Origin of the sequence: Pseudomonas sp. UW4 (assembly GCF_000316175.1) — a bacterium.
Lineage (GTDB): Bacteria > Pseudomonadota > Gammaproteobacteria > Pseudomonadales > Pseudomonadaceae > Aquipseudomonas > Aquipseudomonas laurylsulfatiphila.
The window spans coordinates 731341-745063 of record NC_019670.1; the positions used below are offsets into that span (position 1 = coordinate 731341).

Genomic DNA, 13723 nt, shown 5'->3' on the forward strand with positions numbered 1-13723 from the left:
GAGGCATCATGGCCAGCATCACGATTCGAAACCTTGATGATCAGCTCAAGGAGCAACTGCGCATCACAGCGGCTCACAACGGACATTCCATGGAAGAAGAGGCTCGCCTGATTCTGGGCAGAGCCTTGACGACTGCTGATCGCGCCGGTGGACTTGGAAGCAGGATCCGCAACAGATTCAACGCCATCGGCGGAGTCGAGCTTGATCTGCCAAAGCGTTCAGAGAAAGCAACGGCGGTGGATTTTTCTGAATGATAGTGCTCGATACCAACGTTCTTTCAGAGTTTATGCGAGTGGAGCCTGAAACCCGGGTGCTTGCCTGGGCTGATGCGCAGCCTTCAATGGATCTGGCAGTCAGTGCGGTGACGGTGGCAGAAATACTTCACGGAATCGCGCGCCTTCCATCTGGCAAGCGCAAACAAAAACTTGAAGCCCATGCCATGGCAATGTTCGAAGAGGACTTTGCCGGACGCATTTTGCCGTTCGATGCTCATGCCGCTGTTGAGTACGCAGCGTTGACAGCGGGTGCTGAAGCAAACGGGCGTGCAGTTTCAATGGCAGATGCGCAAATTGCCGCCACTTGCCGAAGCCATGGGGCTGCCATAGCCACCCGCAATGTTCGAGATTTCGAGTTCAGCGGTGTTGAAGTGATAGATCCCTGGATGAGCTGAGCTCCCCTGTAGGAGCGAGCTCGCTCGCGAAGAACTTGCCAGCGCCGCGGTCATTCAGAATGCACGCGTTTTCGTTGACCACCATCGCGAGCAAGCTCGCTCCTACAGGACGAGCCTGAATTCATCAAACGCGGAAGTGGCTCACCATCTGCTGCAATTGACCACCCAACCGCGCCAGTTCAACGCTGGACTTGGCGGTCTCATCGCTCGCCGCAGCCGTCTGTTCCGACACATCGCGCACGTTGATGATGCTGCGGCTGATCTCCTCGGCCACGGCGCTTTGCTGTTCGGCCGCAGCGGCGATCTGCTGGTTCATCGACTGGATGTTGGACACCGTGCGGGTGATGCTCTCCAGTGACTCGCCGGCCTTGCGGGTCAGGGCCACGCTGCTGTCGGTGAGGACGCGGCTGTTGTTCATCACGGCAGACACTTGTTGTGTGCCGTTCTGCAGGCCGGCCACCAGACCTTCGATTTCCTCGGTGGATTTCTGCGTGCGCTGGGCCAGGCCGCGGACCTCGTCGGCCACCACGGCAAAACCACGACCGGCTTCACCGGCGCGGGCCGCTTCGATGGCGGCGTTGAGCGCCAGCAGGTTGGTCTGTTCGGCCACGGCCTTGATCACGTCCATGACGCTGCCGATCTTGTCGCTTTCCTGTTGCAGCAGGCTCATGGCCTCGGTGGAACGTACCACTTCGCTGGCCAGACGCTCGATCTGGGCGATGGCTTCGTTGACCACTTTGTCGCCTTCACGGGCTTCACCGTCCGCCGCCGCAGCGGCTTGCGAGGCCTCTTCGGCGTTGCGCGCGACTTCCTGCACGGTGGCGGTCATCTCGTGCATGGCGGTCGCGACCTGATCGGTCTCGACTTTCTGGCTGTTGACCCCGGCACTGGTCTGTTCGGTCACGGCCGACAGCTCTTCGGCGGCGCTGGCGATCTGGGTCACGCCGTCGCGGATGCCGCTGATCAAGTCGCGCAAGGTCACGCCCATGCGTGCGATGCCTTGCTGCAACACGCCGAGTTCGTCACGACGAGTGACCAGCACGTTCTGGGACAGGTCACCGCTGGCGATGCGGTCGACCACCGCCAGGGTTTCGCGCAATGGACGGGTGATCTGGCGCGTGATGACCACGGCGGCAATGATGCCCACCAACAATGCCAGCAGCGTGCTGATCAGTTGCAGTGTGCGTGCCTGGGCGCTTTCGGCGTCACGGCGGTCGAGCTGGATCTGATACAGCTGATCGCTCTGGGACACGATGGCGGCGCCCTGGTCGGTCATTTCCTTGCGCGCCTGCACCGCGTCATTGCTGGCGGCCTTGTAGGCCTGCAAGGCACTGCGATAGTTGCCCAGCGCGGTCTCCAGTTGACGCAGGGCGTCTTGCTGAGCGTCGGCGAAATGCGCGTTGAGCGGTTTCAGGCTGGCGATGGCGGCGTCCAGCTGGCTGACCGCTTTTTGCTCGGTTTCGGTATTGGTGGTGGCGGTGTAACCACGTACTTCGTAACGCGCCAGCAGGAACGCTTCCTTGGCCGATGTAATGGCCTGGAACTGTTCGAAGCGCTGGTCGCTCAGGGGCATTTGCTGCACGCGGGTGTTGATCTCATTGATCAGCTTTTGGGCGGTTTCGGCGTTGGCGCTCATGGCGTCGCGGGCGCTGTTGCCGGCGCGATAAGCATTGCGCATTTTGCCCAGGGACGTCCTGTAGGCGTCGATCACGGTGCCCTGCTCCCGGAGCAGCTTGAGGTTTTCCGGGCTCTTGAACTTCGCCAGCAGGGCCTGTTGCTGGGCCGAGAAGGCGTCGAGGGTGGTCTGCACGCCCTGCGCGGCGGTTTCGTCGCCGTTGGTCAGCATGTATTGCAGGCGAACCACGCGCAGCTTGGTCAGGCCGGCGTTGAGCTGGGTGATGTCGCTCATCCAGTTGCTGCGGTCGATCAACCCGCCCAGGCTGGTCCAGCCGGTCAGGGCGAGGACGCAGGTCAGTGCCAGCACAAGGCCAAACCCAAGGCCCAGTTTCAGGTTCACGCTGATGTTGCCGAACCAGCTATTCATCAAATTCCTCCAGGAACGTAGTGCTTCTTTTTCGTCGGTTGGCTGGAAGATTGTTTTTTTTGGGGGCCGCCAAGCTGTGTAAGCAGGATGTATCGGCAGCAATGGCGGGAGCTGAAAGGATTTTTCCAAACGGATTCTGTAACAAGATCTTTACAGCGCTTTTAAGCTTTTTTTCACACGGGTTTCACCCGCCGCCGACGCACGCATCTTTAACCTCCGGGGATCTGATGAGGTGGTGCGTGCCGGCGAGGCGGCTTGATGTGGAATTAAGACTGAGTCTTTTCGGGATAAAACGCTCGATCGACCTGAAGCGCTTCACCCGCTATCGCAACGCTGCGGTGGTGTTGGCCTCGGCGCTGTTGGTGATCCCGTTGACGGTGTTTTTACTGCGACCGGCCACCGTTCCGGACCTGGCGCATGGCAATGTGCGCGGTGCACAGGCGTTGATGAAGGAGTGGGCCAAGGGCGACCTGATCGTGCTGGTGCGCCACGTCGAACGCTGCGATCACTCTTCGGCTGCCTGCCTGATCGGCAACGATGGCATTACCGAGCGTTCGCGCAGTGTTGCCACAAAAGTCGGGGCGCAGTTCCGTAACCTGGGCCTGGACAAGGCCGATATCTACCACAGCCCGATCCTGCGGACGGCGCAGACTGCCGGCTTCATGTTCAACAAGGCCGGCGCGGGCGAAGACTGGCTGGTCGGTTGCAAGGGCACCATGCTGCGCGACGCGTTGGCGCACAAGGTGGCCGGGCGAAACCTGATTCTGGTGACCCATAGCGAATGCATGGCGCAACTGGAAAAAGACCTCGATCTGACGACTTCAACCCTGGGTTACGGGGCGTCTCTGTTTATCTCCGCCGAAACGCCGAACAGTCCGCGCATGCTTGGTTTTATCGAAGCATCGGATTGGCCCACGGTGACACCCCGTTGAACTTCAGCCTCCCTTTGAATCAGGATTGAGCATGCAGACCGACTCCCGCTACCGCTTTTATTGGGTGAACTTTGGTATTCCGCTGGCCTGCGCGGCCGTGGTGTTCCTGATGTTCGACATGACCCGCTTCGACATCGCCTTCAACAACTATTTTTTTGACCCGGTGACGCAGACGTACCCGCTGGACCAGATCCACCTGTTCGAAAAGATCACCCACAAATGGGCGCGGATCATCCCGAACTGGACCGGCGAAATTGCGATTATCGGCGCCTTGCTGTCGTTTCTCTGGCCGCGCCTGAAGGCTGAAAAACACTCGAAAATCATCGCCTTCCTGGAAAAAATCAAAGTCGCACCGGTGCTGCGCTTTGCCAACCGCCATCGACGCGACTTTCTCTACGTGGTGTTCGCGTTTTCCATCAGCACCGGGGTCATTCACTACCTCAAGGGCCACACCAGCGTGTATTGCCCGATCGAGACGACACTGTACGGCGGCAAGATGCAGCACGTTGAGTGGTATGAAAATTTCGACCTGCTGAAAGTTGCCGGTGACGGCCGCTGCTGGCCGGGTGGACATGCCTCGGGCGGTTTCACCATGCTGGCGTTGTACTTCGTGGCTCGCCGTTATCGCTGGCGCTATTCCAAGGCGATCATGTACGGCTCGCTGACCCTCGGCTTCATCTACGGCACAACGCGAGTGCTGCAAGGCTGGCACTACATGTCCCACACCTTCTGGGCCGGGATCTTCGTGTGGCTGGCGTGTTTGCTGACGGCGCTGGCGTTTTACGGGCGAGCGAGGCTGGAACAGCCGGTGCTCTGCGAAGCGAATTCGCAGGCAAAAAAAAGCCCGCGGGAGGGCGGGCAAACCGTAGTTTCTTGAATGAGCGAGCGAAATGTACAGGCTGGCGCGAGAGGGTGGGGTGAAGAAAAATTCATCTCGATCAAAGCCCCGCACCAGAGCCTGCGACACAGCTACGGCAAATGATCGGCGGCAAAGTCGGCTTCCGACCGGGCACGTAAACGGCCCTTGCGGCAGGCTTGCTGGAAGCGCTCGAAATCGCGCTCGTTCTGCTCGGTATAGCCCTGAGCGTATTTATAAAGCGCATCGGCCAGTGCGTCGCTCTTGCCGATGTAGCCGCTGATCACCGCCGCCTGCCCGGAAGACTTGGCATGGGCGCGAGCCAGGGCCCGGCCGCAAAGTCGGCCATAGGCCGCGAAGGCATCGCCATCGAAGGTCTCGAGTTCGGCGGAGATTTTCATATCGCGCAATTGCCGCACATGGAAATGCCGCCCGCTGGGCCCGGTGGTCCAGCCGAGGAACAGGTCGCTGGCCGATTGCATCAAGCGTTGACCCTCGACCACACGCTGCCCTTCATGGCGCACCCGCGACCTGGCCTTCACGTAGCCGGCGAGCACCGAGCGCCGCGCTTCCTTGAATTGCAGGAACAGCGGGAACTGCTGATCGTCGGTCAGAAGCGCCACCAGGCAACGTGTGCCGACACTGCCGACGCCCACCACCTTGAAGGCCATGTCCTGCACTTGAAAACGCGACAGCAGCTCACGGCGGTCCGCTTGCAGGGTGCCGCGATAGTCGCGCATGAAGGTGTCGTAGAGCGGACGCCAGTCCGACAGGCGCAACCAGTCATCATCGGCGTCCAGCAGCGTGGTGTTCTTGTGCAGGTGGAAAATTTCCGGCAGGTCATCGCGTATGATCAGACGCCCATGGGCGTCGCGTTCGCTGATTTTTGGCAGCAGTTCGGCATGGGTGCGACGCTCGGCTTTTTCGATGGCGCGTTCCACGTGTTCCAGGGTGCTTTGGTTGGCCTGCGCCAGCAAGTCGTTATAGCTGATGGATTCGTACCAGGTTTCCAGCGAGCTTTGTTCGGCGCATTCGAGCATGGTTTTCTGATAGGCACTCACCACCTCATGGCAGATGCTGTCTTCAACCGACTCGCCATGGCGCAAGTCGCGGGTGGCCACCAGAAAACTCGCCACCAGGCGTTTCAAGTCCCACTCCCACGGCCCGGGATGGACTTCGTCGAAGTCGTTGACGCTGAACAGCAGGTTGCGTTCAGGCGTTGCGAAACCGCCGAAGTTCATCAGGTGGCTATCGCCACAAATCGGCGAAACCAGCCCCATGTTCGAAGTGCCCGCCAGGTCATGGGCCTGTAGCAGCGCATTACCGCGATAGAAGGTGAACGGCGACACCAGCATGCGCCCGTAACGCAGCTCCACCAGCGATTTGACGCGTCCTTCACTCGACGCCTTGATCAGCGGTATCGGATCGCGATCGACATTGCCCAAGGCTGCTTGCGAACTGCGCGAGCACTTCTTGCGCGCATCCTTGCCTTGCTTAAAACGGTCGGTGAGGGTGGTCATGGGGGCCTATTCGACGGGTGTTTTAGGGTGATTGCGAATGGAGTGTAGAAGGGCTTTGCGGGTTCGTGTTTGCCCGGCGACTGACCTGTCTGGCATCGGCATGTATCGATCCATCTCAAGCCTCTGCTTCGTCGAGTGGCGCGATGTTGTCCAGCGCCCGGTTCACCAGCAATTGCGCCAGCACGGCCAACTGCTGGATCGCCAGGGCGATGTTGCGACGCGAACTCTCAAGCTCGCAGGCAAGGTCGGTGCTCATGACGTTGAGCGAGGCGAGGGTTTCGCTGGCGTGGGTGAGCAGGGACGGCGTGTCGATGTCGGGGCGGATGGTGAAGACGTGGCTGACGGGGTCGAGGTGATTGGGGTTGCGCAGGCGGGCGCTGATGGCGGGTTCGGTGGTGTTGGAGAGGTTGGATAGGTCGGGTGTTTCGGTTGTTGAATCTGGCGGATTGGGGCTTTGCTTTTTCATGTTGGGGTTCCTGGTTTGTTCAAAGGAGCCGCCGCTCTCCTGCTGTCAAACAAGGTGGGTGGCGGCTGTACGCAGGTTGACAGACCGGAAACACAGGAAACCGGTGCATCCGAAGATGCCCCACGCACAGCCACCATGAAAATTGCACGCGGGAAAGCATGCCGTTTTGTTTGGGCGAGTGGAAGGTTCCTGTTTTCAGCCTGTCAAAGCTGATCACTGATTTTCAGCGACCCAGAAAGGCTATCGTCGAGAAGCCGGCCCCGCCAGTTCATGAAGGGCGATGCGTTTTGCGGGAAATGTCCTAGGACGTGAGGAAGGTGTCGAGATGGATAACCGCTTGGATACTGAGTCAAATCGATTCGTAGTAATGTCCTGCATGCAATACATTTGATCACCAATGTCACGGAAATCGAATATGGATCAATCTCTTCTGCTATCCCGTCTTGGGCACCAAATACGTGAAAAACGTAAGAGTCGTGGTCTGACGCAAGCAAGAGTTGCCGAGCTCTCCGGACTGCCACGACAGAAAGTCATTGCCGTGGAACAGGGGACTTCCACCGTTGCCATGGTCGCGTATGCCCGAGTCTTGTGCGCGTTGGATTGTGAGCTTTCGGTCATTCCAGCTGAATTGCCGACGCTTGAAGAGCTAAGCGAATTATTCGAGTGAAACCACCCCTTTTGCGCGAACGCAACAGCTTACAAGTCCGCCAATTTCACCGTGTGTTTGAAATGATGCTCCCAAAGCCTCACCCCCAACCCGCCCGTCCGGTCCAGCGACGACCCCACCGTCAAATCCGTAATCAAAGTCGGCTGCAACCCCGCATCAAACAGCGCAAACCCCGCCGCCAGGCAGCAGGTTTCGGTCTGCAGGCCGCACACCAGCACGCGCTCGACGTTCAGGCTTTTCAGGTAGTCGATGGTTTCCGCTGTGGGGGCATAGCCGTGCTTGATGAAAATGCGGTCGGCGGGGATCAGGCTGTCATCGTCCGGCGCGGGGTGCCAGCCAAGCTGTTTTTCGAACGGGGTTATGGACTCGTCGTGACGCTCGACCGTGGCGACGCTGGGCAGGGTGCCGATGAGTGCCCGGATGCCGTCGACCAGCCACTGCGGTGGGACGAAGCCGGGTTGTACGTCGATGATCAGGAGGGCTTGGCGCATGGGCTTCTCCGGGAGAGAGGGCGGTGACGCGGGGACCTGCGGTTGGAAAACATCCGGGCGGTTTCGCTGGCCTCTTCGCGGGCCCGCTCCCACAGGGTGCGGTGTGAGGCATGAATTATCAAACCCCGGATGCAACAAAGCCCGCACTGGGCGGGCCTTGTCAGCTTTGGTTGGTGGGCCGGGGTAATTTGAATTGGGCCAGTAACATATTGATTAACTTAATGAATATCGGTTTGTGTTTTAAAGTGGAATACCAATTGGAATACTGCCGCAATTACTCCTCGCCTGCCGATTACCAGTAGTGTCACCTGTCAGGCGACCTCTGACCCAATCGCAGTCATCTAGCTAAACAACAACCGGATAACAAGCATTCCCCCCACAATGTTTCTGGGTTATCCAGCGTCAGCAGAATGATGACCGCCACCAGCTTGTCGAGCAGGTTGGCACAGTCACGTAACTGATCCCGGTTGACGCTGCTGTTCCACGTGGCGCCGCCATGCATGATCTGATTGCGCAGGGCATAGGTTCGATTAAATAGCACCCCGAGTACGGCGGCGGTGTTGCGGTTTGCCAGCGCTTGCTGTGCGGTTCGCCGGCCGTTGGCAAAGCGCTCGGTCCATTGTTGCTCGCTAATCTTGCCGTTCTGGTTATGCCAGAAACTCTGGAACACTTAGGGGTTGTTCAATAAGGTGCGACTGCTGCCTGGGAACTCAGACCACACCAGGTTCTCGATCAGATTGTCCTTGTCCAGTGCGCAGAGCTTGTCCAGAAACTTCTCGAAGGTGGACTGCTCGGACAAGCGGAGTTCTTCATCGATGTCGGTGGCGTAGGCAGAGTTGAAGGCGACCCACAGAAAGATGAAGCGCCCATCACGGTCATCAGTCTGCTCGGCGCGGTTCAGCAAGCTCAGTGCTCGATGAGCACGCAAGGTGAGGTTGGGGGTGATGGCCCTCACGTTCCTGGTGGTGACGGGTCTTGAGTGCTTGATGGTCCATGAGGTGATGATCCTTGAGGGCGCGCGCGGTCCGTAAAGAGGTGATGTGTGTCTGAAAACTTTACAGTTGAATGGACGAATCGCCGCTGGCGCTGGAAACTGTCTGGCCAGGGCACTCGAACCTGCTCCAATTGTTTACCTGTATGAACAGACAACGTGGACGCGGCCTGTCATTTTGCTTAGGGTATGGCCATTCGGCACTACCAGCAAGGCGGCGGGCATGAAGCGTGATGAGTTCCTGGCACAACCCGAAGTCGAGGCTTTCATTGCATGGCTGGCAGCCAACCTGCCGGTGCTCACCTTCAAGCTGCGCTGCGAGTCCAGCAAGTTCGTGCCCGGTGGCTTGACGGTCGATGTGCAGAGGATCGAGCAGGTCCTTGAGCACTACCGCTGGAAGGCAAGCTGGTGCACAGTCACCAGAGCGCGGTCGACTCTGAAACCTGGACGCAGACCCATAGCTCGCTTGGGCAATTGCGCGAGTGGTTTTCGGCTGCAGTCAGCGCCGGTGATGAGCAGCAAGCGCTTCAGGCCTGTTTGCAGATTCTGCGCTGGGGCGGCGTGCGGAGCGCCATTCCATTCTTGCATCGGCTGGCGGCCAGCGGCGAGTTGTCGAGCTACCTGAAGAAGATGGCTGGACTCATGGTGCTCGCCGCCGACAATGAGCTGGATGACCTCGACGCCAGCAGTGTCGAGCGTTTCGATTCGGGCCTGACCAAAATTCACGCCTTGCTCGACTTGTCCGGTTCTGCTACTGCGAGACGCGTGGTGGCGGCGGGGTATGGGGATCCACAGCCCATACCAGGGATTGCGCCGGAGGATGCACAGCAGCGGCGGATTGAGGTTCGTTGGATTACTCCGGATGAGCCGAGGGGTGAGCTTAGTTCGGTGAAATGAAGGAGGACTGGGGCGGCGGTGAAAATTGCTCGCCCTCAGTTCACCGGCGCCTCACCAGTTGCGCCGTTGGCTGCATATTTTTGACTATCGATATCCTTGATTCTGTTTCTGGGCTGTGGCTAGTGGTGTTCGACTAATGCCGCGACCTTTTCCGGAGTGCGAAATTTTGAAACCTAGCGTCAGCCAACTCTTTAAAGACTGGATGGTTGAGACGGGGAAAGCCCCAACTACGGCTAACAATTATGCCAGTGGCGTAAACACTGTTTCGAACGATTATGGTCGAGACGTGTTTGAAATTGAGAGCATCGATGACCTGGAACAGGTTTATCAGATTTACAGCCCGGGAGGGGCGCGTGCAGCAATCGGTGGTAGCAATAGCGGTAATGTTCACAACGGCCTCAAGCAGTGGCTGGAGTATCGGCGTACTCAGCTTCAACTGAGTCCTGGCCTAGCGCCGATGGATCTCGAAGGCTATGCCGATCATCGGGTAAGACAGCTGCTGAACAAAGGCACTGCGCATGAGCAGACATGGGTGCGGACGTTATTGGGCATTATGCGCCTACGCTACCCACAGGCTGATCACTGGACGGTGAACGTCAACCCCTCGGACATTCGTATCGGCGTTCGACAGCTGAACGCCCTGAAAGGCAAGCCCGTATTCAGCTTGTATTGGGACTGGGGCAAGATTCGCTGTTCGCTGCGAAAGGTTGCAGACCATCGAGAGTTGATGGAAGCCGCCGGCCTGGCCTGGGAAATTGAGTCAGATGCGTGCCCAACCGCGACGGAGATCAAGGAGTGGCTCGATTCCGTTGACGAAGTACTCGGGGAGAGGGAATTGACGCTCAGCGGATCGGGTTTCGTACCCCTTGATTATCATCAGTCCGAGCAAGAGGAGTCCACCGTGACGACAGCCGCCTCAGTACCTGCGCTTAACCAGATCCTGTTTGGGCCACCCGGTACCGGTAAAACCTACGCCACCATCGACAGCGCCTTGAAGGTGCTCGACCCTGCATACCTTGACGAGCAGCTGGACAATCGCGAGGCACTTAAGCAGCGCTTCGACGAGCTGGTGGAACAAGATCGCATCCGTTTTGTTACCTTCCACCAGAGTTTCAGTTACGAAGATTTCGTTGAAGGGCTGCGAGCGACCACTGACGAAGCAAGTCAGCAGCTGCGGTATGAGGTTGTGGACGGGGTGTTCAAATCACTCTGTGAGGCGGCGGCAGCCAAGGTTACTCAGCAGGCTGAGGCACCGACCGAAGTTGGCCAACGACGCATTTGGAAAATGTCGTTGGGCAACACCCTGGGCGAAGACGCCAGCATTTATCAGGAGTGCCTGGCGGGTGATTACGTGTTGCTGGGCTACGGTGATGCTATCGACTTTTCAGGGTGCACGAGCCGCCAGCAAGTCCAAGAGCGCTTTGCTGCAGCCGGTGTGAAGCCTGAAAGCCCGGCGACGGACTATGGCATCACCAGCGTGACCGCCTTCGTCGCGCGGATGAAAGTGGGCGACCTGATTGTCGTGTCAGATGGCAATTTCAAGTTCCGGGCGATTGGTGAGGTGACAGGGGACTACCTGTTCAAGCCGCACTCCGAGTATGAGGCTGACTATTCGCAGATGCGCCCGGTGAAATGGCTGCGCCAATACCAACCGTCACTGCCTCACACTGAGTTGCTCAACGGGCAATTCAGCCAAATGACCCTTTACGAGCTGAAAGCACCAACTCTGAACCGAGACAAGCTTAAAGCGCTACTCGGTACTCCCGAAGTGGGCCCTGGTGCTTTGCTACACGTGGGGCAGCGTTTTAGCCAAGGTTATGTGGTGCGCAGCGTTGGGCAGGAATTGGTGGAGTTGGACAAGCCCAAGGGCGGCGTACTACCGCTGCCATTGAGCTTGCTGCGGCAGCTGCTGGCCTATGTGCGAAGTGGCCAAATTACCGTTGAAGATATCCGGCGTGGGCGAGTGTTTGAGAAGGTCCCTGAAGCCGAAATGGAAAAGTACATGGTTAACGGCTACCAACATGTGTTTGCACCGATGGTTGAGCAGCTATTGAAACCGCAAGCGAGTAGCACGGTGACTGACGCTCGCGTGCTGATCATTGATGAAATTAACCGGGGTAATATTTCGCGCATTTTCGGTGAGTTGATCACGCTGATCGAACCCTCTAAGCGTGCCGGCGAAGAAGAGGCGCTGTCGGTAGTGTTGCCCTACTCCAAGCAGCGCTTCAGCGTGCCCAGCAACCTGCATTTGATCGGCACCATGAATACCACCGACCGCTCCTTGACCGGGTTGGATGTGGCGCTGCGCCGTCGCTTCGTTTTCCAGGAGATGCCTCCACGTCCTGAGCTACTGGACGATGTGGTAGTGCAGGGGCTGAACATTGGCCAACTGTTGCGCGTGATGAACCAGCGTATTGAAGTACTGCTGGGCCGCGATCATTGCCTGGGGCACGCCTATTTCATGCCGCTTCAGCACGATGGCTCACTGGAACGTTTGGAGGCGATCTTCCGCAGTCAGATACTGCCGCTGTTACAGGAGTATTTCTTCGAGGACTGGCAGCGCATTCAGTGGGTTTTCAATGACCATCGTAAGCTGTCAGTCGATCGCTTCGTGGTGCCGGATGAGCAGGATTTGACAGCGCTTTTTGGTGGCATCAGCTTGCCGGCGCAAGGTCCGACCTGGCGCATTAACCATGAAGCTTTCAAGCGCATATCTGCCTACTTCGGCGTCATCGCGGCAAATACCAAGGTCGTGATGCCTGCTGAGGTATTTGAGGAGGCGGGCGCGTGAGCGCAATCGTCAGCGTTCGTGAGTATGCCCGCCTGACCACGGCTGCCGTCGCGCCTGGCAGACTGGATTGTGCGCAAATTTCGGAAAGTGCTTTCGAATGGTTATGCGAGCTGAGCGCCAGCTTCAACCGCAATGGCGCTACGCTGCTGCAGATTGAAGGGCGCAGTACGCTGAAGTGGGATTCCTATGTCGGCATGCTGGAAACACCCTGTGGCACGCGATTAGAGATACTGCCCAAGCACCACGAGCAAGACGATTGCCTGGTGAAAAGCCGGCGGTTACTGCGCAGGATGATACAGCATGCCTTACATCTGAAGCCGCGTGAGACGTCAGTGGCCAGCTTGGATTTGTTCGATGCACCGCTCAGTGAGTGGGTGATGGGGCAGTTTCTTGCTGAGCTGGATTTATTGGTAAAGCGGGGTGTGCGCTTCGACTATCGGCGTATCGAAGAAGAGCAACGCTTTTTGCGTGGTCAGCTGAACGTTGTGGCACAAATGCGCCAGCCGCCGGGAAGACAGCATCACTTCCAAATTCGGCATGACATCTTTTTGCCGGACCGAGCCGAGAACCGCTTGCTGAAGCTGGCGCTGGAGCAGGTTGCTAAAAAGACCCAACAGCCCGCCAACTGGCGCCTGGCTAACGAACTGCGCGCCATGCTCGCCGAGCTGCCGGTAAGCCGGCAGGTAAGCCAAGATTTCGGCGCCTGGAGCGGGGACCGGCTGATGGCGCACTACCAAGCGATCAAGCCCTGGTGTGAGCTGATACTTAACCAGCAGATGCCCATTGCCGTAAGCGGTGAGTGGCGAGGGATTAGCCTGCTCTTTCCTATGGAAAAACTGTTTGAAAATTACGTGGAAGGCTGGCTGCGCCGGCGACTGGCGCCGACAGCACGGCTTACATCACAAGCTGCCCGGCATAGCCTGTGCGTGCATGATGGCAGCGCTATGTTCCGTTTGGAGCCGGACCTTTTGCTGGAGCAGGGCGAGAGGGCTTGGGTGCTAGACACTAAGTGGAAGCGGCTGGATGGGGGCGATAGGCGGAATAAGTATGGGTTGAGCCAAGCCGATTTTTATCAGCTGTTTAGCTACGGTCATCGATATTTGGGCGGGAGCGGGGAGTTGGCTTTGATTTATCCGCGGACTGCACAGTTTTCGGAGCCTTTGCCAGCGTTTGAGTTCAGCTCGGAAATGCGGCTTTGGGTGTTGCCGTTTGATGTGGAGGGGGATGAGTTGTTGGTTGGTGGAGAGGAGGGGTTTGGGAGGTGCTTTACCGGGGTAATTTGAACAGGCTCTGTATGTTATTGATTTAAAATGAAAATATGTTACTGAATTTTGTAGTGGAATACTGCATGGAATGCCATCGGCTGAGGACTCCAATGGTGAGCACTCCAAATGAGGT

The 13723-nt window shown here is 58.0% G+C and carries 12 protein-coding genes and 1 pseudogene; 8 read left to right on the forward strand and 5 right to left on the reverse strand.

The window, feature by feature from the left end:
* Window positions 1-8: 8 nt before the first annotated feature.
* Window positions 9-254 carry a hypothetical protein gene (locus tag PPUTUW4_RS03195; protein ID WP_015093373.1) on the forward strand — a complete coding sequence of 82 codons (246 nt, stop codon included), beginning with the start codon at window positions 9-11 and terminating at the stop codon, window positions 252-254.
* On the forward strand, window positions 251-670 hold the full coding sequence (locus tag PPUTUW4_RS03200; RefSeq protein ID WP_015093374.1) for a type II toxin-antitoxin system VapC family toxin: 420 nt from the start codon (window positions 251-253) through the stop codon (window positions 668-670). Before PPUTUW4_RS03195 ends, PPUTUW4_RS03200 begins: the two co-directional genes overlap by 4 nt.
* A gap of 124 nt (window positions 671-794) precedes the next feature.
* On the opposite strand, the gene PPUTUW4_RS03205 is transcribed toward PPUTUW4_RS03200, so the two are convergent.
* Window positions 795-2714, reverse strand: a complete 1920-nt coding sequence (locus PPUTUW4_RS03205; protein WP_015093375.1) for a methyl-accepting chemotaxis protein — start codon at window positions 2712-2714, stop codon at window positions 795-797.
* A gap of 260 nt (window positions 2715-2974) precedes the next feature.
* Here PPUTUW4_RS03205 and PPUTUW4_RS03210 point away from each other — a divergent pair, with 260 nt between their 5' ends.
* Both PPUTUW4_RS03210 and PPUTUW4_RS03215 read left to right on the forward strand, forming a co-directional pair.
* Window positions 2975-3646, forward strand: coding sequence for a histidine phosphatase family protein (locus PPUTUW4_RS03210; RefSeq protein ID WP_015093376.1), 672 nt, complete (start codon window positions 2975-2977; stop codon window positions 3644-3646).
* 31 nt (window positions 3647-3677) lie between these two features.
* Window positions 3678-4523, forward strand: coding sequence for a phosphatase PAP2 family protein (locus PPUTUW4_RS03215; protein WP_015093377.1), 846 nt, complete (start codon window positions 3678-3680; stop codon window positions 4521-4523).
* A 92-nt stretch (window positions 4524-4615) separates the two neighbouring features.
* Here the strand turns inward: PPUTUW4_RS03215 and PPUTUW4_RS03220 are convergent, their stop codons facing one another.
* Together PPUTUW4_RS03220 and PPUTUW4_RS03225 are read right to left on the reverse strand one after the other, a co-directional pair.
* On the reverse strand, window positions 4616-6022 hold the full coding sequence (locus PPUTUW4_RS03220) for a DUF2252 domain-containing protein (RefSeq protein WP_015093378.1): 1407 nt from the start codon (window positions 6020-6022) through the stop codon (window positions 4616-4618).
* A 115-nt stretch (window positions 6023-6137) separates the two neighbouring features.
* Complete coding sequence (locus PPUTUW4_RS03225; RefSeq protein ID WP_015093379.1) at window positions 6138-6488, reverse strand: DUF6124 family protein; 351 nt, start codon at window positions 6486-6488, stop codon at window positions 6138-6140.
* A 415-nt stretch (window positions 6489-6903) separates the two neighbouring features.
* On the opposite strand from PPUTUW4_RS03225, the gene PPUTUW4_RS03230 reads away from it, so the two are divergent.
* Complete coding sequence (locus tag PPUTUW4_RS03230) at window positions 6904-7155, forward strand: helix-turn-helix domain-containing protein (protein ID WP_015093380.1); 252 nt, start codon at window positions 6904-6906, stop codon at window positions 7153-7155.
* Window positions 7156-7184: 29 nt separating this feature from the next.
* On the opposite strand, the gene PPUTUW4_RS03235 is transcribed toward PPUTUW4_RS03230, so the two are convergent.
* Both PPUTUW4_RS03235 and PPUTUW4_RS03240 read right to left on the reverse strand, forming a co-directional pair.
* A complete protein-coding gene (locus PPUTUW4_RS03235; protein ID WP_015093381.1) occupies window positions 7185-7646 on the reverse strand; it encodes a cysteine hydrolase family protein in 462 nt (153 codons plus the stop codon).
* Between the two features lie 345 nt (window positions 7647-7991).
* Window positions 7992-8641: pseudogene (locus tag PPUTUW4_RS03240) on the reverse strand (hypothetical protein).
* A gap of 404 nt (window positions 8642-9045) precedes the next feature.
* Here PPUTUW4_RS03240 and PPUTUW4_RS30105 point away from each other — a divergent pair.
* From PPUTUW4_RS30105 to PPUTUW4_RS03255, 3 genes are all read left to right on the forward strand, one after another.
* A complete protein-coding gene (locus tag PPUTUW4_RS30105) occupies window positions 9046-9534 on the forward strand; it encodes a hypothetical protein (RefSeq protein WP_015093382.1) in 489 nt (162 codons plus the stop codon).
* A gap of 202 nt (window positions 9535-9736) precedes the next feature.
* The gene (locus PPUTUW4_RS03250) at window positions 9737-12325 is read left to right on the forward strand and encodes an AAA family ATPase (protein ID WP_015093383.1); all 2589 of its coding nucleotides are present in this window, start codon (window positions 9737-9739) and stop codon (window positions 12323-12325) included.
* The gene (locus PPUTUW4_RS03255; protein ID WP_015093384.1) at window positions 12322-13608 is read left to right on the forward strand and encodes an McrC family protein; all 1287 of its coding nucleotides are present in this window, start codon (window positions 12322-12324) and stop codon (window positions 13606-13608) included. Before PPUTUW4_RS03250 ends, PPUTUW4_RS03255 begins: the two co-directional genes overlap by 4 nt.
* The last annotated feature ends 115 nt before the right edge of the window (window positions 13609-13723 follow it).

What these genes read in the sequence shown, in the direction of transcription:
- PPUTUW4_RS03195 (WP_015093373.1), top strand. Translation starts at nt 9, where the DNA reads ATGGCCAGCATCACGATTCGAAACCTTGATGATCAGCTCAAGGAGCAA.
- PPUTUW4_RS03220 (WP_015093378.1), bottom strand. Translation starts at nt 6,022, where the DNA reads ATGACCACCCTCACCGACCGTTTTAAGCAAGGCAAGGATGCGCGCAAG.
- PPUTUW4_RS03215 (WP_015093377.1), top strand. Translation starts at nt 3,678, where the DNA reads ATGCAGACCGACTCCCGCTACCGCTTTTATTGGGTGAACTTTGGTATT.
- PPUTUW4_RS03200 (WP_015093374.1), top strand. Translation starts at nt 251, where the DNA reads ATGATAGTGCTCGATACCAACGTTCTTTCAGAGTTTATGCGAGTGGAG.
- PPUTUW4_RS03205 (WP_015093375.1), bottom strand. Translation starts at nt 2,714, where the DNA reads ATGAATAGCTGGTTCGGCAACATCAGCGTGAACCTGAAACTGGGCCTT.
- PPUTUW4_RS03250 (WP_015093383.1), top strand. Translation starts at nt 9,737, where the DNA reads ATGGTTGAGACGGGGAAAGCCCCAACTACGGCTAACAATTATGCCAGT.
- PPUTUW4_RS03235 (WP_015093381.1), bottom strand. Translation starts at nt 7,646, where the DNA reads ATGCGCCAAGCCCTCCTGATCATCGACGTACAACCCGGCTTCGTCCCA.
- PPUTUW4_RS03225 (WP_015093379.1), bottom strand. Translation starts at nt 6,488, where the DNA reads ATGAAAAAGCAAAGCCCCAATCCGCCAGATTCAACAACCGAAACACCC.
- PPUTUW4_RS03230 (WP_015093380.1), top strand. Translation starts at nt 6,904, where the DNA reads ATGGATCAATCTCTTCTGCTATCCCGTCTTGGGCACCAAATACGTGAA.